Raw genomic sequence first — 20,748 nt, 5'->3', positions numbered from 1 at the left:
CCACCAGGAGCAGAAAGGCCAGGAGTGCCGTGAAGAAATAAAGTGCCGCGTCCATCCAGAGGGACGCACCTTTGTCATAAAGGAATCCCATAGCTCAAAACCCGGGGGCGCAGATGTTCCCCGGCGTCAATGGTACGATACGGGAAAAAGCGATGGAAAAACAACAGGTGCAATCACAAAAGGAGCGCCGCCCGGGGACGTCCCCGCCGGAATCCCTCTCCTGGCAGGGCGAGGATTTCGTCGGGCTTCACGGAACTCCGCGGCGGGGGCCTTAGAACCTATCTCACAATTGCTTCCGGCTCAGCCCCGAAAAGTCTTGCGACTTTTCGGGGACCCCTGGCTGCAAGAGGCCTAAATGGCGGCATACGGCGTCGTAAAGGATAAATCGTCCTCAACGCAGCACTGCTGCGCCTCCAGTGTATGGCCCGCAGGTTCCTGATCTGAATGGTGGTGGTGGATATGGCGCGCTCGGCCTCGGCGTATCCGGGGTTGAACTCAAGGATCTTTCTCCAGAGGGCGACGGCGCCGTTGAGATTCCCCTCGCGGTACCTGACAAGGCCCTGCTCCATGAGCTTCTTGGAGCAGACCTCTATGAGGGACTTCATCTCCTCCGCCGAGTGCCGCACCCCTTTCTGCAAGGGACCCTCGGGGGGATAGTTCTCCAGGACCTCCCGGAAGATGAGGCCGGCCTGCCCGTAATCCCGGGCATCGAACTTCCCCAGTCCGCTCTGAAGCAGACCGTTGAGGGAGGCCACCTGGTATTCGACGTAGGCGCCGGCTGGGGCCCCTGCCGCCCGCTCCTCTCTGACCACCGCCATTGCCTGACGATACTGCTTCTGCTTGAGAAGGGCCTGGAGCTTCCTCTCCACTTCCTTGGCGTGCAGCGCGGCCGCGTCCTCGTGCACGCCCTCCGGCGCCGTGGGGGGCCGGAGGACGCTACAGGACAGGAGGGCGAAGGCCAGAGGCATAAGGACGAGGGCGGCTGTTTTCGTCAGGGCTTTCATGGGCGGTTCAGGAAGGTCTTTACCCGCCCCCCGCTCTGTTCCCTGAGGACCTGGGCGAAGACCTCCAGGATGCGGGGGTTGTACTGGGTGCCAGCGAATTTCATCAGTTCGCCGATGGCGTGCTCCCTGGGCATGGCGGTCCGGTAGGGACGGGAGGAAGTCATGGCGTCGAAGGCGTCGGCCACCGAGATGATGGCGGCGAACAGGGGGATTTCGTCCCCGCCCCTGCCCTCGGGGTAGCCGCTCCCGTTGTACCATTCGTGGTGATGCAGGACGGCCGGTATGTACTTGTGCAGGGACTCCACCACCATCAGGATGGTCGCCCCGTCCACGGTGTGCCTCATCATGGTGAGGTGCTCGTCGGGGGTGAGGGGGCCCTCCTTGTTCAGGATGTGGTCGGGGGTCTTTATCTTTCCCACGTCGTGGAACATGCAGGTTATTTCCAGGTCCCTGAGCTCTTCCTCGGTGAGGCCGAGCTTCTCGCCCACCAGCAGGCTCCAGCGCGCCACGCGGGTGGAATGCCCCAGGGTGTAGTCGTCCCGGGCGTCAATGACCGTGGCAAGGAGGCGCACGGTGGAGATGTAGGCCTCCTCCAGCTCCCGGGCGCCGTCCTCGAGCTTTCCCTTCTGGGAGGTGATGACCCGGGCCATCTCGTTGAAATTGGCCGTCAGCTCCCCCAGCTCGTCCCTGGATACCACGGGAATCTCGTGGTAGTTCCCCCCGGTCAGCTCGGACACTCCCACGGAGAGTTTCTTGACGGGGGTGGTGATGACGGCCGATATGAGCAACGTCCCCAGGGCCCCCAGCAGAAGGACCGCCACGGAGACGAAGAGGATTTTTCGCCGGGCGTCCGCCTGAGCGGCGAGGACGGCATCGGCCTTTATCGCCAGGTCGATAGCACCCAGCTTCTTGCCCGCGAAGAGGATGGGGACCTTGAACTCGTAGGCGGGGGCTCCCTCCCGGAACGTCCTTCGGGCCTCGCCTCCGTCGTCCTTGGCCAGGAGGGTTTCACCCGAGACGTCGAAAAAACGGTACCCGCTCTTCCCCACGTCGCTATGGGCCCGGATGACGCCTTCGTTGTCCACGACGGCGACGAAGAGGAGGTCTCCCTGGGCCTCCCTGAGCTTGCCCGTCAGGTTGTCCAGCGCCAGGGTGTCTCCGGAAAGAAGGCTGTAGCCCGCCGCCGTGGCGGCGTTGCCTGCCATGGAAAACCCTTTCTGCAGGAGCTCCCTGAGGACGAAGCGGTCCATGATGCCGACCACGATGACCGAGGATGCCGCGGTGACCAGGGAGACGAGCAGGAGGATCAACGCCCCCAGCTTGAACCGTATGCCCCCGGTCACCCGTATGCGCATGGAACAACCCCCTGCATAAAGCGTCCACTATTATAGAATGACCAGCGAAGAAAAGCGTAACGAAAATCACACCCTGGCGGTGCGGCAAACGGGCCTCGGGCGCGCCATCCTCAGGCCGGTTGGGAAGGGAGCGGCAGAAAAAAGGTTATTTTCCGGACTGTTCTGCTTCTTCGTGCTGACGGGACCCCGTCCGGTGGCCCGGCGGGGCGAAGGGCTCTTTCTTCTGGAGGAGAAGAGCGGCCAGGAGCGCTCCAAGGGAAAACGGTATCAGAATTTTCCACATCGACATGGCTTCACCTCTCCGGGCGGCGGGGCTCCTCCCCGTGCCCATCCGGCTTGCCCCTCTTCCTGCGTTTCCTGAGGTCCCAGGCGAAGGACAGGACGGCCAGGATCAGGAAGACGAAAAAAAGCAGTTTCGCCAGCCACGCCAGGGCCAGGGCCAGGCCCGTAAAGCCCAGGACCGCAGCGATAACGGCTATGGCAAGAAAGACGGCCGCGCAGTAAAGCACTCTATCGCCCGGCCAAGCCTACCTCAGCGGGTGGCGTCCTCGACAACGTCTGTTACCTCCCGGGCGGATTCCTTTGTCTCCTTGTGGAGCTTCCCCGCTTCGTTCTGAAGCATATGCGCGGCCTTGTCCGCACCCGCCTGTCCGGCGGGTTCTTCCCTCTTTCAGGCGGCAAAGGAAAGAAGAAGCATGCCGCAGAACAGGGCTGCCAGAAGCTTTTTCCAGGCTGTCATCGCATTATCCTTTCCGCTGCGGTTTTCCTCCATCGTACCGAAGGAAGGCCGCCTGCGCAAGGGATGATATCATAGAGTATGGGCAGGTTTCCCGTCAGTGCTGAAAAGGAAGAGGCCCTCCTCGCGCGGTTGGAGGCCCTGGGCATCCGCGAGGAGGACGTCCAGGAGCATTTCATACGCTCGGGAGGCCACGGAGGGCAGCACGTCAACAAGACCTCCACCTGTGTGTATCTGCGGCACGTCCCCACCGGGCTGGAGGTGAAATGCCAGATGGAGCGTTCCCAGGGGCTGAACCGCTACCGGGCCCGGGTCATCCTGGCCGACAGGCTGGAGGCCATCCAGAAGGGGGAGGCCAGCCGCGAGGCCCAGCGGGCGGCACGGATACGCCGGCAGAAGCGGCGGCGCTCCCGGCGGGCGAAGGAGAAGGTCCTCGAGGCCAAGAGGCAGCAGGCCGGAAAGAAGCGCCTGAGGGCTCCCGTGGAAAGCGAAGAGTAGAGCCTGTCCCGTTTGACAAGCCCCCTTACCTCCTCTATAAAAAGCGTATGGAAGCGGACCTCTTCGGCCCGTGCGCGCTGGGCCCCTACAGGCTCGGAAACCGCATGGTCATGGCCCCCATGACCCGGAACCGGGCGGGCCTGGGGCTGGCCCCGCAGGAAATGAACGTCTTGTACTATGCCCAGCGGGCCTCCGCCGGGCTCATCGTCACGGAGGCCGCGCAGGTCTCCGGGCAGGGCATAGGCTACCCCAACACCCCGGGCATTCACACGGAGGAGCAGGTCGAGGGGTGGCGTCTGGTGACCGACGCGGTGCATGCCCATGGAGGGCTCATCTTCTGCCAGTTGTTTCACGGCGGGCGCATCTCCCACCCCTCGCTTCAGCCCGGCGAGGAGCTGCCCGTGGCCCCCTCGGCCGTAAAGCCCGAGGGCGAGGTCATGACCTATCAGGGGCTTAAACCCTTCGTCACTCCGCGGGCCCTCCAGACCGGCGAGGTCGCCGGGGTGGTGGAGCAGTTCCGCCGCGGGGCGCGCTGCGCCCTCCGGGCGGGTTTCGACGGGGTGGAGCTGCATGCCGCCAACGGCTACCTGCCCTGCCAGTTCCTGGAAGACGGCGCCAACCGGAGGACCGACCGCTACGGCGGCCCGGTGCAAAACCGGGTGCGCTTCGTCCTGGAGGTGGCGGAGGCCCTGGTGGAGGTCTGGGGAGCGGACAGGGTGGGCGTTCACATATCGCCCTTCAACCCCTTTAACAGCATGCACGACTCAGACCCCCGGGCACTCTACACCCACCTGGCGGGACAGCTGAACCGCCTGGGCCTGTGCTATGTCTCCGCCGTGGAGATAGACCCCGGGAGCCTGCGGAACCACGGCGCCCCCAATCATGTGACCAGGCGGGTGCGGGAGATTTTCGAGGGCGCCTACATAACCAACGGCGGGTACGACCGGGAGAAAGGCCTGGCCGTCCTTGCGCGCGGCGAGGCGGACCTGGTCTCCTACGGCAGGCTCTTTCTGGCCAACCCCGACCTTCCGGAGCGGTTCAGAACAAACGCCGCCCTCAACGAGCCCGACCCGGAGACCTTCTACGGCGGAGACGAGCACGGCTATACGGACTACCCCTTCCTGACCCCCGCCGCCTAGGGGGACCAGTCCCCATTTTCCTCTCATATTGAACAGCCGCTTCAAGGTTCTATCGCTCAGGCCGTGGCCTGGGGGACCAGGGGGACCAGTCCCCATTTTCCTCTCATGTTGAAACGCTGCCAGAAGCAAGCCGCTTCAAGGTTCTGTCGCTCAGGCCGCGCCTGAGGCTCAGGGGAGGGGGTCCTCGACCCCTCCCTGGGTGAGGTGGCGGGGGTCAAGGATGCGGTCAAGCTCCTCCTCGCTCAGGTCCGTCATCTCCCGGGCCACCTCCTTGACGGGGCGGCCTTCGGCGTAGGCCCGCTTGGCTATCTCGGCGGCCTTGTCGTAGCCGACCAGGGGATTGAGCGCGGTCACGAGGATGGGGTTTCGCTCCAGGAAACGCCCGATGCGCTCCCGGTCGACCACGAAGCCCTTCACCGCGCGCTCGGCCAGCACGCGGGCGGCCCCGCCCATGAGGGTGATGGACTCCAGGAGGTAGTGGGCGATGATGGGCAGCATGACGTTCAACTGAAAGTTCCCCCGCGAGTTGCCGATACTCACGGTGAGGTCGTTGCCTATCACCCGGGCGCAGACCATCATCATGGCCTCACATATCACGGGGTTGACCTTCCCCGGCATGATGCTGGAGCCCGGCTGCACGGCGGGAAGCCCTATCTCGCCCAGGCCGGCTATGGGGCCGGAGTTGAGCCACCGGAGGTCGTCGGCTATCTTCATGAGGGCCGTGGCCGTGGCGCGGAGCTGCCCGCTCAGCTCGGCAGCCGTGTCCTGGGCGGCCTGGGCGGCAAAGTGGTTTTCCGTCTCCCGGAGGGGCAGGCCCGTGCGCCGGGCGAGCTTCTCTATCGTTCTTTTGCCGAACTCCGGATGGGCGTTCACCCCCGTGCCCACCGCCGTGCCGCCCAGGGTAAGGCGGGCCAGGCGCGGCAGCGTTCCCTGAATCCTCTCCATCCCCTGCCGCACTTGGTGCGCCCAGGCCCCTATCTCCTGCCCCAGGGTGACGGGCAGGGCGTCCATCAGGTGCGTCCGGCCGGTCTTGACCGTGCCGGCGTGCTCGCGGGCCCGCTCCTCTAGGGCCCGGGCAAGGCGCTCAAGGCCGGGAAGGAGGATTTCCTCCGTCTCGATGTATGCGCTCAGGTGCAGGGCCGAGGGGATGACGTCGTTTGAGGATTGGCACATGTTGACGTGGTCGTTGGGATGGACGGCGCCCTCGCGCTTGAGCATCCGGGAGGCCAGATGGGCGATGACCTCGTTGGCGTTCATGTTGGTGGAGGTGCCGGAGCCCGTCTGGTAGATGACCACGGGGAAGTGGCCGTCCCATCGACCCCGGGCCACCTCCTCGGCGGCGTTGCTGACTGCCCGCGCCCGCTCCCCGTCCAGGAGGCCCAGCTCGCCGTTAACTTTCGCACAGGCGGCCTTGATGAGCCCCAGCGCCCGGATGAAGACCCGGGGGAAGGTGCAGGCCCCTTCCAGGTCGAAGTTCAGGAGCGCCCGCTGGGTCTGCGCCCCCCAGAGGGCCTCCCGGGGGACCTCGACCTCGCCCAGGGAGTCCCGCTCTATCCTCTTTTCCTCACCCATTTCAGCCCTTCCCATCATAGACGGTAAGGGCGGAAGGGGTCAATAGAGCGCCCTTTCCTCCCGGCATCGAGTCCGGGACGGAAGGGAGAAGGGGTAACGAGCCACCGCTTTCCACAGGCAAGCTGCCCGGGTCGCTGGAGACGGGCTCAGAGCGGCGTGAATACGTTTTCTCTGGTCAGGACGCCCCGGGCCCGTCCTCCTCGCTCCCGAATCTGCGGCCGCATCATTTCGGTTTCGCCTCCTGGAGCACCGGGTAGTACTGAATGAACACCCTCTCCTGGGCAGCCGCACTGTGGCAGTCGTTGCACTGGGCAACGGGCAACACCTCGGCTTTGGGTTGGGGGTCGGAGGGATTTCCGAAAGCGAAGAACCCCCAGCCTGCCCGCTTTCCTCCGAACCGTTTCGTGTCCTTCACCCCGGCGGCCATCAGGACGAAATCGCCCATGAAATAGCCCTTGCCGCTGGGCGCCTTCCTGCCCCCGATCATCAGGGTTTCCTTGACCATCACCGTCCCTTCGGGAAACTCCCCGGTGTTTTGGAAACTCTCGTAGCTCGCCGGGTCCATGTAAACCGTGTGAAACTCGGGGAATGCCGCCTTCCCGCCGTTCATCTCGTTGGGAGTGACCGAGGCGCCCACGAACACCCACGTCCGATAGTCCGAGGGAAACAGGAGCTTGCCGTCCCGGTCGAATGTCGCCGCGCCTACTCCCGCCTGTGCGGTCAAGGTCGCCGGGGGCCAGAGAAGGAGCACGGCCAAGGGAACGCTTAAGAGCGAAAGAACGACGGCCATCTTCGTAGCCTTGTGCATGGCAATACGCCGCCTCCTTCCGGATCAATCGGCTGCTGGGACCTCATGAACGCGAACTACATGCGCCTGCTCCGCTCCCTCGTCTCCGAACGGGAAAGCGAAGAGCCGCAAGCCACGGCGCCAAGGGGCGCAACGATTATTCGAAAACCAGCTCCGTGTTCAGCTTGATCGCGTGTGAGATGTTGTAATAGTTCGGAGACGTAGCGACCACGGCCTTATGGACATCCTCGTACTGTTCCCGCGTGCCGTTTCCTTTGAGCCGCACCTTGTATTTCAGCTCCTCATACCCCGGGATGATGTTCTTGTCGATTCCCAGGAAACCCCTGAGGTCCAGCTCGCCTTCGGTTTCCATCTCCACCTTCTCCAGCGTAATGCCCTTCATGGCGGCGGCTATGACATAGGTATTCAGGATGCAGGCGTTCATCGCCCCCATGAGGTATTCCTGGGGGTTGGCGGCGGTGTCCTCGCCCAGAAGCTCCTTCGGCTCGTCGATGACGAAGCTGTGTATGCGTTTCACCTTCTGGCCGCTGATTTCGTAACCTTGGACGACCGTTTCGGACTTGGTCGTCCCCTTCCATGTCGTGGTCACCTGAAACTTCACCTTGCCAAGCGAAGGGCCCTCGGAAATCTGTCTCATGACCTGCTTCAAGGCTTCGGTGTCAATCCCGTTGAGTTTCTCTTTCGTTACTTCTCCCATGATAGCCTCCTTGTGACGGGTTCCGGCCAACCCGCATCATCCCTTGTTATCTCCAGCGTATCATGGGTCCCGGGGCGCTACAAGAGAAAACATCCTGAGCCCGTTAACCGGGTTTTCGAAAAATGTTGGCGCTCGGTCACGGCGCGGCGCTTTGCGGCTTCACAGGGCCTCCCTTTTGCCCTATGGTTGAAAAAAGAGCACCGCTCAAAGCAGGAGGTCCGTCATGGAAACAAAGGCGAATGTGGTCAACGGAGTGGACGTGGGCGCGGTCCAGAAGACGGTGGAGACCCTGAAGGGGAAGCCCGAGCTGGGGAGAAGCAGGTTTCACATCAAGAACAGGTGGATAAAAGGAGGCCATAACCAGACGACGATTACCGACTTCTTTGCGGCAGGGCAGGATATAGCGCACGAGCATCCCTTCACCCTGGAGGCCGACGAGCCGGCCGTCCTTGCGGGAACGGACAAGGGGCCGAACCCGGTGGAGCACCTTCTGAACGCCCTGGCCGGCTGTGTCACCACCAGCATGGTCTACCACGCCGCCATCCGGGGCATCGTCATCGAGGAGCTCCAGAGCGAACTGGAGGGCGACATAGACCTGCGGGGCTTTCTGGGCATAGAGAAGAACGTCCGCAACGGCTACCAGAACATCCGTGTGAAGTTCAAGGTCAAAAGCGACGCCAAGCCCGACAAGCTCAAGGCCCTCTGCAAGTTCTCCCCGACCTACGACGTGATTACCCACGGCACCAGCGTGGACATCGAGGTTGAGAAGATGTAGCGCGGGGTTTACCCGCGGAGCCTGCGCCTGACGGCCAGGCGCTTCATCTCTGTGATGTGGCGGGTGACGTCAATCCCCTTGGGGCAGGCCTCGACGCAGTTGTAAATGCTGTGGCAGCGCCAGAGCCCCCGGGGGTTGGCGACCTTCCGGAGCCGCTCGCCTTCGGCCCGGTCGCGGCTGTCGAAGATGAACCGGTAGGCCTTCAGGAGCGCAGACGGGCCCAGGTACTCCCTGTCCGACCAGTAGACGGGGCAGGCGCTGGTGCAGCAGGAGCACATGATGCAGGTGATGGACTGGAGCACCTTGAGCTGCTCCCCGGGGGCCTGGAGCCTCTCCCGCTCGGGGGGCTCTTCCGTGTTTATCAGATAGGGCATGACCAGCTCGTTGAGCCTGAAGAAAGGCTCCATGTCCACCACCAGGTCCTTGACGAGGGGAAGGGCGGGGAGGGGCTCCAGGGTGAGCCGGCCTGGAAGGTCCCCGAGGAGGCTCTGGCAGGCCAGCGCGTTCCGGCCGTTTATCATCACGGCGCAGGACCCGCAGATGCCGTGGGCGCAGGAGCGCCGGAAAGTGAGCGTGCCGTCCAGGGTCTCCTTGATGCGCAAAAGCCCGTCCAGGACGCGCTCGCCGGGCTCCATCGAAAGGGCGTACTCCTGCCACCGGGGGACGGCTTCGCCCTCGGGGTCGAACCGTCTTATCCTGAAGACATAATCCCTGGTCATGGAGAGCTTCTCACGCTGGCTTGCCGCGTTCCGATAGGGGAAAAGCCCCTGGTCATGGCCTCACATTCTCCTGGCAATCCCTTTCATTGTTGGGGGAAAGGGGTCAAAAAGGGACTGGTCCTCCCTTTTTAGTATTTTCGCTCCTCAGGCTGAAACCGGGTGACGGCCACGGGCTTGTAGGCGCAGCGTACGCCTTTGCCGGCCTTGTAGACGAACGTGTGTTTGAGCCACTCCTTGTCGTCCCTTGCGGGATGGTCTTCGCGAAAGTGGGCCCCGCGGGATTCGGTCCGGGCCAGGGCGGAGTGGACCACCGCCTCTGCGAGGTCCACCAGGTGAGAAAGCTCCAGGGCATCCAGAAGCTCGGTGTTGAACCGCCGTCCCTTGTCCTGAAGGCTTACGAACCGCGCCCGCTCTTTGATGTCCGCCAGTTCCCCCGCGAGGGCCGTGAGCCCCCCGGCGCTCCGGAAGACCGAGCAGCTCTGCATCATGGTCCTCTCTAGCTCCGCCCGTACCGCCCCGGGCCGCTCCCCGGTCCGGGAGTTGAGGGCCCTCTCGATGCGCTCCCGCGCCCGGCTCGTATCCTCCCGGCCCACCTCCCCGCGGGGCAATTCCTCCAGGGCCGGCCTCATGGCCGCCCCCGCCCTTCGCCCGAAGACCACCGTGTCCAGGAGGGAATTGCACCCCAGCCTGTTGGCCCCGTGCACGGAGAGGCAGGCGCACTCCCCGGCGGCGTAAAGGCCCTCCACCGTGCGGCCGGTCTCGTCGGCGAGGACCCTGCCATCCCGGTCCGTGGGAATGCCTCCCATGGCGTAGTGCGCCGTGGGCTCCACGGGTATGGGGGCCTCGGCGGGGTCTATGCCCATGTAGAGTTTCGAGAAGGCCGTAATCTCCGGCAGCCGCTCCTCCAGTACCTTTCTTTCGATGTGCCTGAGGTCCAGGTGCACGAACTCTCTGCCGCCGATGCCCCGGCCCTCCCGTATCTCGGTCATGACGGCCCGGGAGACCATGTCCCGGGGGGCCAGGTCCTTGATGGCGGGGGCGTAGCGCTCCATGAACCGCTCCCCCCGGCCGTTGAGAAGGACGCCTCCCTCGCCGCGGGCCCCCTCGGTAACGAGTATTCCCAGGCGGTACAGGCCGGTGGGGTGGAACTGGAAGAACTCCATGTCCTCCAGGGGAAGCCCCGCCTTATAGAGGATGCTCAGGCAGTCTCCGGTGGAGGCGTGGGCGTTGCTCGTGGTCTTGAAGATGCGGCCGTATCCGCCCGAGGCCACAAGCACAGCCCTGGTGTTGAAGACGTGCACTTGGCCGGTGGCTATCTCCAGGGCGATGACGCCCCGGCACCGCCCGTCCCCGAGCACGATGTCCAGGACCTGAAACTCCGGGAAAAAGCGCACCCCCGCGCGCTCGCTCTGCTCGAAGAGGGCGAAGAGGATGGCGTGGCCCGTCCGGTCGGCCGAGTAGCAGGCCCTCCGGATGGGGGCGGCCCCGAAGTCCCGGGTGTGCCCCCCGAAACGCCTCTGGGCTATCTTTCCCTCCGGCGTGCGGGAGAAGGGCACCCCCATGTGCTCCAGGCCTACGACGGTGCGCACCGCGTCCTCGCACATCACCTCGATGGCGTCCTGGTCGCCCAGAAAGTCGCTTCCCTTGACGGAGTCGTAGAGGTGCCACTCGGGGCTGTCGGGCTCCTCGTTGCCCAGGGCGGCGGCTATGCCCCCCTGGGCCGCCCCGGAATGGGAACGGGTGGGATAGAGCTTCGTAAGCACGGCCACCGAGCCCGCCCGGGCGGCCTCGATGGCCGCGCTCAGCCCCGCCAGGCCGGAGCCGATGACGACGGCGTCGAGGGTATGCCTGGTGAGGTGCCTTCTCATGCCTGATGGTGGCGGGGCGGACGGGCCAGGCCGGCCTTCCGGGCCGCCTCGGCCACGGCGTGGGCCACGGCCTGGACGACTCTTTTCTCGAAGATGCTTGGGACGATGTAGTCCTCGTGCAGGTCTTCGGCCTGCACCACGTGGGCTATGGCGTCCGCGGCGGCTATCTTTATCTGCTCGTTCACCCCCGTGGCCCGCACGTCCAGGAGCCCGCGGAAGATGCCCGGGTAGCTCAGCATGTTGTTTATCTGGTTGGGATAGTCCGACCTCCCGGTGGCCAGCACGCGCGCCACCTGGATGGCGTCCTCGGGCGCTATCTCGGGCTCGGGGTTGGCCAGGGCGAAGACCACGGGCTCCGGGCCCATCGCCTTGACGTCCTGCACGCCCACGATGCCCGGCACCGAAAGCCCGATGAAGACGTCCGCCCCGCGCAGGGCATCCTTGAGCGTCCCTTTTACCCTGCGGGGGTTGGTCCTTTTGGCCAGGTCCTTCTTGTAAGGGTCCATGCGGGCGCGCCTTCCCTCGTAGATGACCCCCGCCCTGTCGGCCACGACGATGTCCTTCACCCCATGGGCCAGGAGTATCCCGGCCGTGGCCATCCCGGCCGCCCCCGCCCCGGCGATGACCACCTTGAGCTTCCTTTCGTCCTTCTTGAGGAGCCTTCCCACGTTGATGAAGGCGGCCAGCACCACCACGGCGGTGCCGTGCTGGTCGTCGTGGATGACGGGGATGTCCAGGGCCTCGCGGAGCCGGGCCTCCACCTCGAAGCACCGGGGGGCGGCGATGTCCTCGAGGTTGATGCCCCCGAAGGGCGGAGAGATGTTTTTGACCGTGGCCACGATGTCCTTCACCCCGGTGGTGGCCAGGGTGATGGGGAAGGCGTCGATGCCGGCGAACTCCTTGAATATCATGGCCTTGCCCTCCATCACCGGCATGGCCGCCTCCGGGCCGATGTCCCCCAGCCCCAGGACCGCCGTGCCGTCGGAGACGATGGCCACGGCGTTGCCCTTGATGCTGTAGCGGTAGGCGTGCTCCTTGCTCCTGGCGATGTCCTGGCAGACGCGGGCCACCCCCGGGGTGTAGACCATGGAGAGGTCCGAGCGGTCCCTGACGGGAAAGCGGCTGTGGATTTCTATCTTCCCGCCCTGGTGGGCCGAGAAGGTCCGGTCCATCACCCTCCGGACGTGCACCCCGTCAAGCTCCCTGATGGCGTGGACGATGGCCCGCTCGTGCCCGGCGTCCCGGGCGTTGACCGTGATGTCCCGGATTATCCTGCCCTTCTCCACCCGGACGATGTCCACCGCCCCCAGGTCCCCTCCGGCCGCGCCTATGGCCGAGGCGATGCGGGCGAACATGCCGATGCGGTTTTCTATCTCCACCCGGATGGTGATGCTGTAGCTGGGGCTGGGGTATCGCATGCGGGGCGCCTCCCTTGGCCACGATGTCATATGAGTATAGCACCCTCCGGCCGGGTTGGAGACGCCCGCAAAGGGTTTATCGTCATGAGCCTGTGTCGTCGCGCCGCTTACGTATTCACATCTAGCTTGGCCTGCGGGGCCGGTGCATATATACTACCGGGAGCGTGATATAGTTCACATATCGATGTCCTAAGGTGAATGGAACATGAGGTATCTCCAAGGCTTCAATGCGAAGATAAAAGTAACCGGTTGGTAATTCTCTGAGTGGGCCATGTTCGGGATGACGGGGATAAACTGTCTCCGCCTGCGGGGGGCATGAGGGTGGGGAAGGGATGATTCCTTTCCGGTACAAGCGAAGCACGGGCTCTTTTGCCTGGATGCTGCACCGCCTGGCGGGGGCGGCCCTTACGGGCTACCTGTTTTTGCACATGCACGTGCTGGCCAGCCTGCGGGACCCGGAGCGGTTCGCCGCCCTCATGGCCCTCATGAAGCACCCTCTGGTGAAGGCGGGAGAGCTGGGCCTTCTGGCGCTGGTGCTGCTTCACGGCCTGAACGGCCTCAGGGTCACGCTCCTTGAGCTGGGCCTTCCCACCCGGACGCAGAAGCCTCTTTTCTACGGGGGCATGGCCCTGGGGGCCTTCGTGCTTGTGGCCGGGGCCTTTGTCCTCTTCGGGGGGCAGGCGTGAAGGGCGCCCTGCCCTGGTTTCTTCACCGGGTAAGCGGCGTTCTGCTCTTTTTGGGCTTGGCCCTGCATTTCTACGTCATGCACGTTGCCCTGAAGGAGAACCTGGGCTACGAAGCCGTCATGGCCCGTCTTCGGAGCCCCTGGTGGATGGCATTCGACATTCTGTTTCTGGCCGCGGCCCTCTACCACGGCTTCGGGGGCCTCTGGGGCATGGCCGATGAGTATATCCACGAGGGGCGCTCGCGCCGCGCGGTAAAGAGCATCCTCCTCGGAGCCGCCGGGGGCCTGGGGGTTGTGGGCCTTTACGTCCTTACGCTAGCATAAGGTATGCGTGCCATCGCCCGCATAGCCGAGGAGCGCATCAGAAAGGCCTCGGAGGAGGGGGCCTTCGTCGACCTCCCCGGGGCCGGCAAGCCCCTGGACCTTCGCGAGGACGCCTTCGTCCCGGAGGACCTCCGCATGGCCTACCGCATGCTCAAGAACGCCGGGTGCATCCCGCCGGAGCTGGAGCTTCAAAACGAGATAATGTCGCTCCGCACCCTCGTGGAGAGCATCGACGACGACCAGGAGAGGCTCCGGGCCCTCCGCGTGATGAACCGCAAGATTCTCGAGCTGAACCTCATGCGCCCCGCGAGGCCCGTGAACCTCGATGCCTTTCCCGCCTACGAGCAGGCTCTCTTCGAGAGGCTTTACAAGAAGAAAGCCTGACCCTTCCTCCGGCATCTTTGGAGTGCGCAGAGTTACGGACTTTTCTTCGCCGGGTCCTTAGAATGGTTTGACATTATGTTCTGCTCTGCTACTCTCAGGCTATCCGGGGCGTGGCCGGCGCCGACCTGGCGGGGGCGGGAGGGGCTTCTCTGCGGCCCTCCCGGGGGGAATCCCGTGCAAGGAGGCCCCTTTATGCCTGAGCAAAGCCGTCCGAACCGCCTCGTCCACGAGAAAAGCCCCTACCTGCAAAAGCACGCCACCAACCCCGTGGACTGGTACCCCTGGGGCCGGGAGGCCTTCGAGCGGGCCGGGAAGGAGGACAAGCCCGTCTTCCTCTCCATCGGCTATTCCACCTGCCACTGGTGCAACGTCATGGAGGAGGAGTCCTTCAGCGACCCGGAGGTCGCCTCCCTGATGAACGACGCCTTCGTCTCGGTGAAGGTGGACCGCGAGGAGCGCCCCGACATCGACAACGTCTACATGAGTGTCTGCACCATGATGGCCGGAAGCGGCGGCTGGCCCCTCACGGTCATCATGACCCCGGAGAAAAAACCCTTCTTCGCAGGAACGTACTTCCCCAAGAGGAGCATGAGGGGGCGCATCGGGATGATGGAGCTCATCCCCCGGGTCAAGACCCTCTGGCAGACGGAGAGGGACAAGGTCCTGAACGCCGCCGAGGAGGTAACGGCCTCCCTGTTGAAAACCTCGGGCAACATCCCCGGCGGGAGGCTCGGGGAGAGCGTCCTCGACACGGCCTTCGAGGGCCTCTCGCGCATCTTCGACTTCGACTGGGGCGGGTTCGGCGAGGCGCCCAAGTTCCCCATGCCCCACTATCTGTTCTTTCTTCTGCGCTACGGCAAGAGAAAGGGCGAGCCCCGGGCCCTGAAGATGGTGGAGCACACCCTGGAGGGCATGCGCCTCGGGGGGATGTACGACCACCTGGGCGGTGGCTTCCACCGCTACAGCACCGACCGTGAGTGGCTCCTTCCCCATTTCGAGAAGATGCTCTACGACCAGGCCCTCCTGGCGCTGGCCTGCCTGGAAGCGTTCCAGGCCACCGGCAGGGAGCTCTTTGCCCGGACCGCCCGGGAGGTCTTCTCCTACGTCCTTCGGGAAATGGCGTCCCCCGAGGGGGCCTTCTTCACGGCCCAGAGCGCGGATGTCGAGGGCGAGGAGGGGAAGAGCTACCTCTGGAGCATGAAGGAGGTGCGGGAGGTCCTGGGCGAGGAGGACGCAGCCCTTTTTGCCCGGGTCTTCGGGCTTACCGAGGAGGGCAACGTCATCGACCCCGTGGAGGGGGAAAGGACCGGCAAAAACGTCCTCCATCTCAAGGAGCCCCCGGGCGAGGCCGCGGCCGGGGCGGGTGTAACGGAGGCCCATCTGGAAAACCTCAAGGGCAGGCTCCTTGAGGCCCGGGGACGCCGGAGGCCACCGGATACCGACCAGAAGGTCCTCGCCGACTGTAACGGCGTTATGGCGGCGGCCCTGGCCCGGGCGGCACAGGTTCTGGGCGAGGATGATTATGCCGAGGCGGCCCGGCGGGCCGTGCGGTTCATCCTCGGCAGTCTGAGGGACCAGGAGGGGCGCCTCCTTCACCGCTACCGGGACGGGGAGGCCGCCGTCCCGGCCAACGCCGACGACTACGCCTTTCTCATCTGGAGCCTTATCGAGCTTTACGAGGCGGACTTCGACGCCGGGCACCTCACGAGGGCCCTGGAGCTCATGGAGGAGTTCGTCCGCCATTTCTGGAAAGAGGACACCGGGGGGTTTTACTTCACGGCCGATTACGCCGAGCCCCTCATCGTGCGGAAGATGGAATTTTACGATGCGGCCGTCCCCTCGGCAAACGCGGTCTCCATGCTCAACCTCCTCAGGCTGGCCCGCCTGACCGGCCGCCGGGCGCTCGAGGAAAGGGCGGTGGAGCTCGAGCAGGCCCTGGCGGGAAACGTACGCGAGAGCCCCTCTGCCCACATGCAGTTTCTGGCGGCCCTGGATTTCGCCCTGGGACCGTCCCATGAGGTTGTTGTGGTGGGCGGGCCGGGGGCCCCCGACACCCGGGAGATGCTCTCCGCCCTGAGGAGCCGTTTCATCCCCAACGCCGTCGTTGTGCTGCGCCCTTCCGGTGAGGAAGAGCCCCCCATCGCCGGGCTGGCCGGGTTTACCCGGGAGATGGCCACGTCCGGGGGTCGGGCCACCGCCTATGTCTGCCGGGAGTTCGCCTGCGAGCTTCCCACCACGGACACAGGCCGGATGCTGGAGCTCCTTGGAGAGGCTTCGTGAGCCGTTTTTCCTGGAAAGACGCCTTGAGGGGCACCTCCCAGCCCGGGGCTGAGACGGGGACACCCCGCCGTGAAAACCCATCGCACCGGACCGGCACGGGAGGCCCATGAAACTGAGGGACAAGACCCTGCTTTCCATCGCGGCGGCCTACCTTGTTTTCCTCGGGTTCCTGTGGGCGGCCTCGCGGCGGATGCTCACCGGCGGGTTCGAAGCGCTTGAAAGCCGGTCGGCCCTGGGCCGCATGGAGCGTGTTCTGGGCGTCGTCGACAGAGAGCTTGAGAGCCTTGACCGCGAGGCCGCGAGGTGGGCCGCCTGGGAGCAGCTCGCCCCGCGGATGTGCACCCGCGCCGGAGGGCATCCCTCGAGAGAAGCGGCCGCCGGCTCCGGCCTTGCCCTGGTGACCTGCGTGGATGCCTCGGGGGCCCCGTTTTTCGTAAAATACGCCGGCAGGCCGGGCGGTGGTACAAAGCCCCTGCCCGGGGAGCTCGCCCGGGAGCTTCCACTGCTGACCGTGGCTTCGGGCACCGGGGCAAGGCCGAAGCCCCTGCGGGGCTCGCTCCTTCTTGCCGAAGGGCCCCTCCTTGTGGCATCGCACCCCCTGCCGGCCGCCGGCGACCCGCAGCTTTACCGGGGCACCCTGGTCCTGGGCCGCCTTCTTCCGGTCCAAGAGATAGCCCGCCGGGCCGGACTGCCCCCTGCCTCCCTCGCGGCCCGGCCCTTTCCCGGCCCGGAGGGAGAGCCGGAGTTTCTGAAGGAGGAGCGTGCGGGCGGGAAGGACCGGGACGTCTACCTCTCACCCCCCGGGGACGGCTCCACGGTGGGCCGTCTTCTTCTGCGGGCACCCGGGGGCGAGCCGGTCCTCGTTCTTCGCGCGGAGCTTCCCTTCGTCTTTTTGCCGCACTGGGAGAAGACGGTGCGGTACTTCCGGGTTTCGGTGCTTGTGGTGGGGCTGGTCTCGGGGCTTCTCCTCTGGGTCGTCCTGGAGGGGGCCATTTTCTCCCGCCTGACCCGCCTGAGCAAGAACGCCCGGGCCATACGGGCCGGGGGCAACCCCTCGGCCCGGCTTGAGCTCTCCGGGCTGGACGAGATAACCGGGCTTACGGCGGATATGAACGAGATGCTGGAGGCCCTGGAGCGCTCCAGCGACCTTTTCAACAGGGCCGTCCTGAGCTCCCTGCCCGTGCACATCGCGGTGGTGGACAAAAGAGGGACGGTCATCGCGGTCAACGAGGCATGGGAGCGCTTTGCCTCGCGGGAGAGCCGCTCTGTCGCCGCCCATGCCGCCGTGGGAGCCAACTACCTGGACGCCTGCCGCTTTGCCTCCGTCTGGGGCCCTCGGCCCGACGGGGACATCGCCGCCAGGGTGGAGGACGTCCTTGCGGGCAGGCGGGAGCACTTCGCCTGTGAGTGCCGGAGCGAGACCCCGGAGGGGCGGCGCTGGTTCATGCTGGGCGCGAGCCCCCTCAGGGCGAAAAGGGGCGGGGCGGTCATCTCCCATATCGACATTACCGACAGGAAAGAGGCCGAGGAGGAGCTCGCTCGTCACCGCAACAACCTCGAAGACCTCGTTCGGGAGCGCACGCAGGAGCTCACGGCCTCCACCGAGTGTCTCCGCGAGTCGGAGGAAAAGTTCCGCATCCTGGCCGAGCAGTCGCCGAACATGATATTCATCATCGGGATGGGACGGGTTCTCTACACCAACAGAAAGAGTGAGGAGCTCCTGGGATTTTCGCGCAGAGAGGCCTATGCCCCGCACTTCAACTACCTCCGCGTCGTGGCCCCCGAGAGTGTCGAGGTCGCGAGCAGGGCGCTCCAGAGCCACCTGAGGGGCCAGGAGGTGGAGCCCGGGGAGTACACCCTCCTTGCCAGCGACGGCAGGCGGGTGGAAACCATCATCTCTTCCCGCTCCATACGCCTTCAGGGAGAGCCCGCCGTGCTCGGGGTGGTCACCGACATAACGGAGTGGAAGCGGACGGAGCGGGAGCTGGAGGACCACCGCGTGCGGCTGGAGGAGCTGGTGGCCGAGCGCACCCTGGAGCTCGAGGCGGCCAACGAGCAGCTTCACCGGGACGTGCTCAGGCGGCGCCGGGCGGAAGAGCAGCTCCGCCTGGTCACCGACGCCCTGCCGGCCCTCATCGCCTACGTCGACGGCGGTGAGCGATACCAGTTCGTCAACAAGGCCTGCCAGACCTGGGGCTACCGGAGGCCGGGCGAGGCCCTGGGGCGGCACATGCGGGAGGTGATGGGCGAGGAGGACTACGCGGCCCTCCGCCCCCATATTGAGCGCGCCCTGGCGGGCGAGGAGGCCTTCTACGAGGGCACCCTTTCTCCGGGAGAGGAGACCCCGCGGCATGTCCACGCGGTCTTCATCCCCCACCGGGGGGAAGAGGGAGAGGCGAAGGGCTTCTTCTGCCTGGTCAGCGACGTTACGGAGAAGGTGAGGCTTCAGGCCGAAGCGCTCCGGGCCGCCCACCTGGCCTCCCTGGGGGAGCTGGCCGCGGGCGTCGCCCACGAGATAAACAACCCGGTCAACGCCATCATGAATTACGCCCAGCTCGTCCTGGACGAGCACGGCGGCGAGAAGGACGTCTCGGACATCGCCGGCCGCATACTCAACCAGGGCTCCCGCATCGCCTTCATCATCCGGAGCCTCCTGTCCTTCGCCCGCGAGCAGAAGGAGGAGAAGTCCCTGGTCCCGGTAAGCGGCATCCTCATGGACACCCTCGCCGTTTCGGAGGCCCAGTTGAAGAAGCATAATGTCGCCCTGTCCGTGGAGATGCCCGATGACCTTCCCCCCGTCCTCGTCCACCCCCAGCGCATCCAGCAGGTCTTCCTCAACATCATCAATAACGCCCGGTACGCCCTGAACCTCAAGTATCCGGGGCAGGACCCCGGCAAGGCCCTCGCCATAAGGGGGCGGACGGTGCTCCGTGAGGACCGTTCCCTCGTGGAGGTCGCCTTTCTGGACCAGGGGCCGGGCATTCCCCCTTCGGTCCGGGAGAAGGTGATGAATCCCTTCTTCACCACGAAGCCGCAGGGCCAGGGGACCGGCCTCGGCCTGAGCATAAGCCACGGAATAATCGCCGACCTGGGCGGCCGTCTTCGCATCGAGAGCGAGGAGGGCCGGTACACCCGGGTCGTTGTCGAACTTCCTGCCGGAGGGAATTCATGAAAGCCAGAGTTCTGGTCATCGACGACGAGGAGGACATTCGGTACACCTTCGGGCGGTTCCTTGAGGCCGAGGGCTACGAGCCCGTGGCCGCCCGGGGTTACGACGAGGCGGTGGCGGCCCTCACGAGGGAGGACTTCGACCTCATCGTGGCCGATATCCTCCTGGGGGGAAGGACCGGCCTGGAGCTCCTGGGAGAGGTCCACGAGCGGGGGCTCTGCGCCCCCGTGGTGATGGTCACCGGCGCCCCCAGCATCGAGACGGCGGCCGAGGCGGTGCGCCTGGGCGCCTATGACTACCTGCCCAAGCCCGTCGATATCCGTGAGTTGCTCGCGGTCATACAGAACCTCCAGCCGCGCCGCACCAGTGAGACCGGGACACCGTGGTCACTGAACACCACCACCTGGATATTAACGACACCTGACCGGGCACAGCATGATCTGACAAAGTCCGAACTGCAGATCCTCAGCACACTTGCCATTAGCCATGGGGAGGCGGTGACGCGACAACAGCTTTACACGGCACTAGGTATTCCTGGCTACTCCCCAGAGACACGCAGCCTCGATATTCAGATCTCCCGGCTGCGCCGCCGCTTTACCACCGAGGATTACACCATCCCCATTAAAACAGTGCACGGTATTGGATATCTGTTTGGCGAACCGATAGCTGTAACGAAGTAGGGGAGAGGGGGCAGCAGAACGCCCCCTGATGGAGAATAAAAAAAGGCCGGTATTACCGGCCTTTTTCGTAGGAGCTTCGTTATTTACTGTCCTTGGCCCACTCGAAGGCATCGGAGTAGCAGTGATCGGGATCCATGCCGCGGGCGACGAGAGCATCCTTGGCGCTGTAGACCATCGCCGGGTGACCACAGGCATAGAGCTCGAAACCCTCCAGATCCTCAAAGTCGGCGCTTACTGCATCCTGCACATAACCGGTGCGGCCATTCCAGCCGGCATCGGGCTGGGAGAGTACCGGACGGTAGCGAATATTGGGGAAGCTATCGGCCCAGCCGCGGATCTCATTGTCCGCATACAGATCGGCTTCATTACGTGCCCCCCAGTAGACATAGACCGGACGGCTCGACTGCTCGGCCACCATGTGCTCGATCATCCCCTTGATCGGACCGAAACCGGTACCGGTAGCCAGCATGATAATGGGACGCTCGGAGTCCTCGCGCAGGAAGAAGGTGCCCTTGGGCCCCTCGATGCGGATGATGTCACCCTCTTTCATCTCATTGAAGACATGGTCGGTGAACTCACCACCCTCAATACGGCGGATATGGAACTCCAGCAGTTCATCGTGGTGCGGCGCATTGGC

Annotated in this window: 19 protein-coding genes; 9 read left to right on the top strand and 10 right to left on the bottom strand. The window is 64.9% G+C overall.

Annotated elements, in window-relative coordinates:
• Positions 1–278: 278 nt before the first annotated feature.
• The 3 genes from P8Y39_08380 to P8Y39_08370 all read right to left on the bottom strand — a co-directional run bounded on the left by P8Y39_08380 (position 279) and on the right by P8Y39_08370 (position 2,868).
• Entirely contained in the window at positions 279–1,004 is a 726-nt protein-coding gene (locus P8Y39_08380; GenBank protein MEJ2192352.1) for a hypothetical protein, read from the bottom strand.
• A complete protein-coding gene (locus P8Y39_08375; GenBank protein MEJ2192351.1) occupies positions 1,001–2,359 on the bottom strand; it encodes an HD domain-containing protein in 1,359 nt (452 codons plus the stop codon). The genes P8Y39_08380 and P8Y39_08375 overlap by 4 nt, the downstream gene beginning before the upstream one ends.
• A 293-nt stretch (positions 2,360–2,652) precedes the next feature.
• On the bottom strand, positions 2,653–2,868 hold the full coding sequence (locus tag P8Y39_08370) for a DUF1328 domain-containing protein (protein ID MEJ2192350.1): 216 nt from the start codon (positions 2,866–2,868) through the stop codon (positions 2,653–2,655).
• Positions 2,869–3,176: 308 nt separating this feature from the next.
• On the opposite strand from P8Y39_08370, the gene P8Y39_08365 reads away from it, so the two are divergent.
• Positions 3,177–3,593, top strand: coding sequence for a peptide chain release factor-like protein (locus tag P8Y39_08365; protein ID MEJ2192349.1), 417 nt, complete (start codon positions 3,177–3,179; stop codon positions 3,591–3,593).
• 47 nt (positions 3,594–3,640) lie between these two features.
• Positions 3,641–4,732: an alkene reductase gene (locus P8Y39_08360; GenBank protein MEJ2192348.1), complete on the top strand. Its 1,092-nt coding sequence runs from the start codon at positions 3,641–3,643 to the stop codon at positions 4,730–4,732.
• Positions 4,733–4,900: 168 nt separating this feature from the next.
• On the opposite strand, the gene P8Y39_08355 is transcribed toward P8Y39_08360, so the two are convergent.
• The 3 genes from P8Y39_08355 to P8Y39_08345 form a co-directional block, all read right to left on the bottom strand.
• Positions 4,901–6,304 carry a class II fumarate hydratase gene (locus P8Y39_08355; GenBank protein MEJ2192347.1) on the bottom strand — a complete coding sequence of 468 codons (1,404 nt, stop codon included), beginning with the start codon at positions 6,302–6,304 and terminating at the stop codon, positions 4,901–4,903.
• Positions 6,305–6,527: 223 nt separating this feature from the next.
• On the bottom strand, positions 6,528–7,112 hold the full coding sequence (locus tag P8Y39_08350; protein MEJ2192346.1) for a cytochrome P460 family protein: 585 nt from the start codon (positions 7,110–7,112) through the stop codon (positions 6,528–6,530).
• Positions 7,113–7,248: 136 nt separating this feature from the next.
• The gene (locus tag P8Y39_08345; GenBank protein MEJ2192345.1) at positions 7,249–7,809 is read right to left on the bottom strand and encodes an OsmC family protein; all 561 of its coding nucleotides are present in this window, start codon (positions 7,807–7,809) and stop codon (positions 7,249–7,251) included.
• 223 nt (positions 7,810–8,032) lie between these two features.
• On the opposite strand from P8Y39_08345, the gene P8Y39_08340 reads away from it, so the two are divergent.
• Positions 8,033–8,584 carry an OsmC family protein gene (locus tag P8Y39_08340; protein ID MEJ2192344.1) on the top strand — a complete coding sequence of 184 codons (552 nt, stop codon included), beginning with the start codon at positions 8,033–8,035 and terminating at the stop codon, positions 8,582–8,584.
• An 8-nt stretch (positions 8,585–8,592) separates the two neighbouring features.
• On the opposite strand, the gene P8Y39_08335 is transcribed toward P8Y39_08340, so the two are convergent.
• From P8Y39_08335 to P8Y39_08325, 3 genes are all read right to left on the bottom strand, one after another.
• Positions 8,593–9,303: a succinate dehydrogenase iron-sulfur subunit gene (locus tag P8Y39_08335; GenBank protein MEJ2192343.1), complete on the bottom strand. Its 711-nt coding sequence runs from the start codon at positions 9,301–9,303 to the stop codon at positions 8,593–8,595.
• 128 nt (positions 9,304–9,431) lie between these two features.
• Complete coding sequence (sdhA, locus tag P8Y39_08330) at positions 9,432–11,171, bottom strand: succinate dehydrogenase flavoprotein subunit (protein MEJ2192342.1); 1,740 nt, start codon at positions 11,169–11,171, stop codon at positions 9,432–9,434.
• Entirely contained in the window at positions 11,168–12,589 is a 1,422-nt protein-coding gene (locus P8Y39_08325) for an NAD-dependent malic enzyme (GenBank protein ID MEJ2192341.1), read from the bottom strand. The genes sdhA and P8Y39_08325 overlap by 4 nt, the downstream gene beginning before the upstream one ends.
• A 332-nt stretch (positions 12,590–12,921) precedes the next feature.
• Here P8Y39_08325 and sdhC point away from each other — a divergent pair, with 332 nt between their 5' ends.
• The 6 genes from sdhC (at position 12,922) to P8Y39_08295 (ending at position 20,111) form a co-directional block, all read left to right on the top strand.
• Positions 12,922–13,275: a succinate dehydrogenase, cytochrome b556 subunit gene (gene sdhC / locus P8Y39_08320; GenBank protein MEJ2192340.1), complete on the top strand. Its 354-nt coding sequence runs from the start codon at positions 12,922–12,924 to the stop codon at positions 13,273–13,275.
• Positions 13,272–13,598 (top strand): succinate dehydrogenase, hydrophobic membrane anchor protein, encoded by a 327-nt coding sequence (sdhD, locus tag P8Y39_08315; protein MEJ2192339.1) that lies wholly within the window; start codon positions 13,272–13,274, stop codon positions 13,596–13,598. Before sdhC ends, sdhD begins: the two co-directional genes overlap by 4 nt.
• 3 nt (positions 13,599–13,601) lie before the next feature.
• Positions 13,602–13,982 (top strand): DUF1992 domain-containing protein, encoded by a 381-nt coding sequence (locus P8Y39_08310; GenBank protein MEJ2192338.1) that lies wholly within the window; start codon positions 13,602–13,604, stop codon positions 13,980–13,982.
• 192 nt (positions 13,983–14,174) lie between these two features.
• Positions 14,175–16,262 carry a thioredoxin domain-containing protein gene (locus P8Y39_08305; GenBank protein MEJ2192337.1) on the top strand — a complete coding sequence of 696 codons (2,088 nt, stop codon included), beginning with the start codon at positions 14,175–14,177 and terminating at the stop codon, positions 16,260–16,262.
• Positions 16,263–16,368: 106 nt separating this feature from the next.
• Positions 16,369–19,434 (top strand): PAS domain S-box protein, encoded by a 3,066-nt coding sequence (locus P8Y39_08300; protein ID MEJ2192336.1) that lies wholly within the window; start codon positions 16,369–16,371, stop codon positions 19,432–19,434.
• Positions 19,431–20,111, top strand: coding sequence for a response regulator transcription factor (locus tag P8Y39_08295; protein MEJ2192335.1), 681 nt, complete (start codon positions 19,431–19,433; stop codon positions 20,109–20,111). Before P8Y39_08300 ends, P8Y39_08295 begins: the two co-directional genes overlap by 4 nt.
• A gap of 79 nt (positions 20,112–20,190) precedes the next feature.
• On the opposite strand, the gene P8Y39_08290 is transcribed toward P8Y39_08295, so the two are convergent.
• A partial coding sequence (locus P8Y39_08290; protein ID MEJ2192334.1) for an NAD(P)H-flavin reductase occupies positions 20,191–20,748 on the bottom strand: 558 nt, incomplete at its 5' end.

The sequence above is a fragment of the Nitrospirota bacterium genome (assembly GCA_037386965.1).
In the GTDB taxonomy this organism is placed as follows: Bacteria; Nitrospirota; Thermodesulfovibrionia; order Thermodesulfovibrionales; family JdFR-86; genus JARRLN01.
This window is presented reverse-complemented; position numbering and strand designations above follow the sequence as displayed.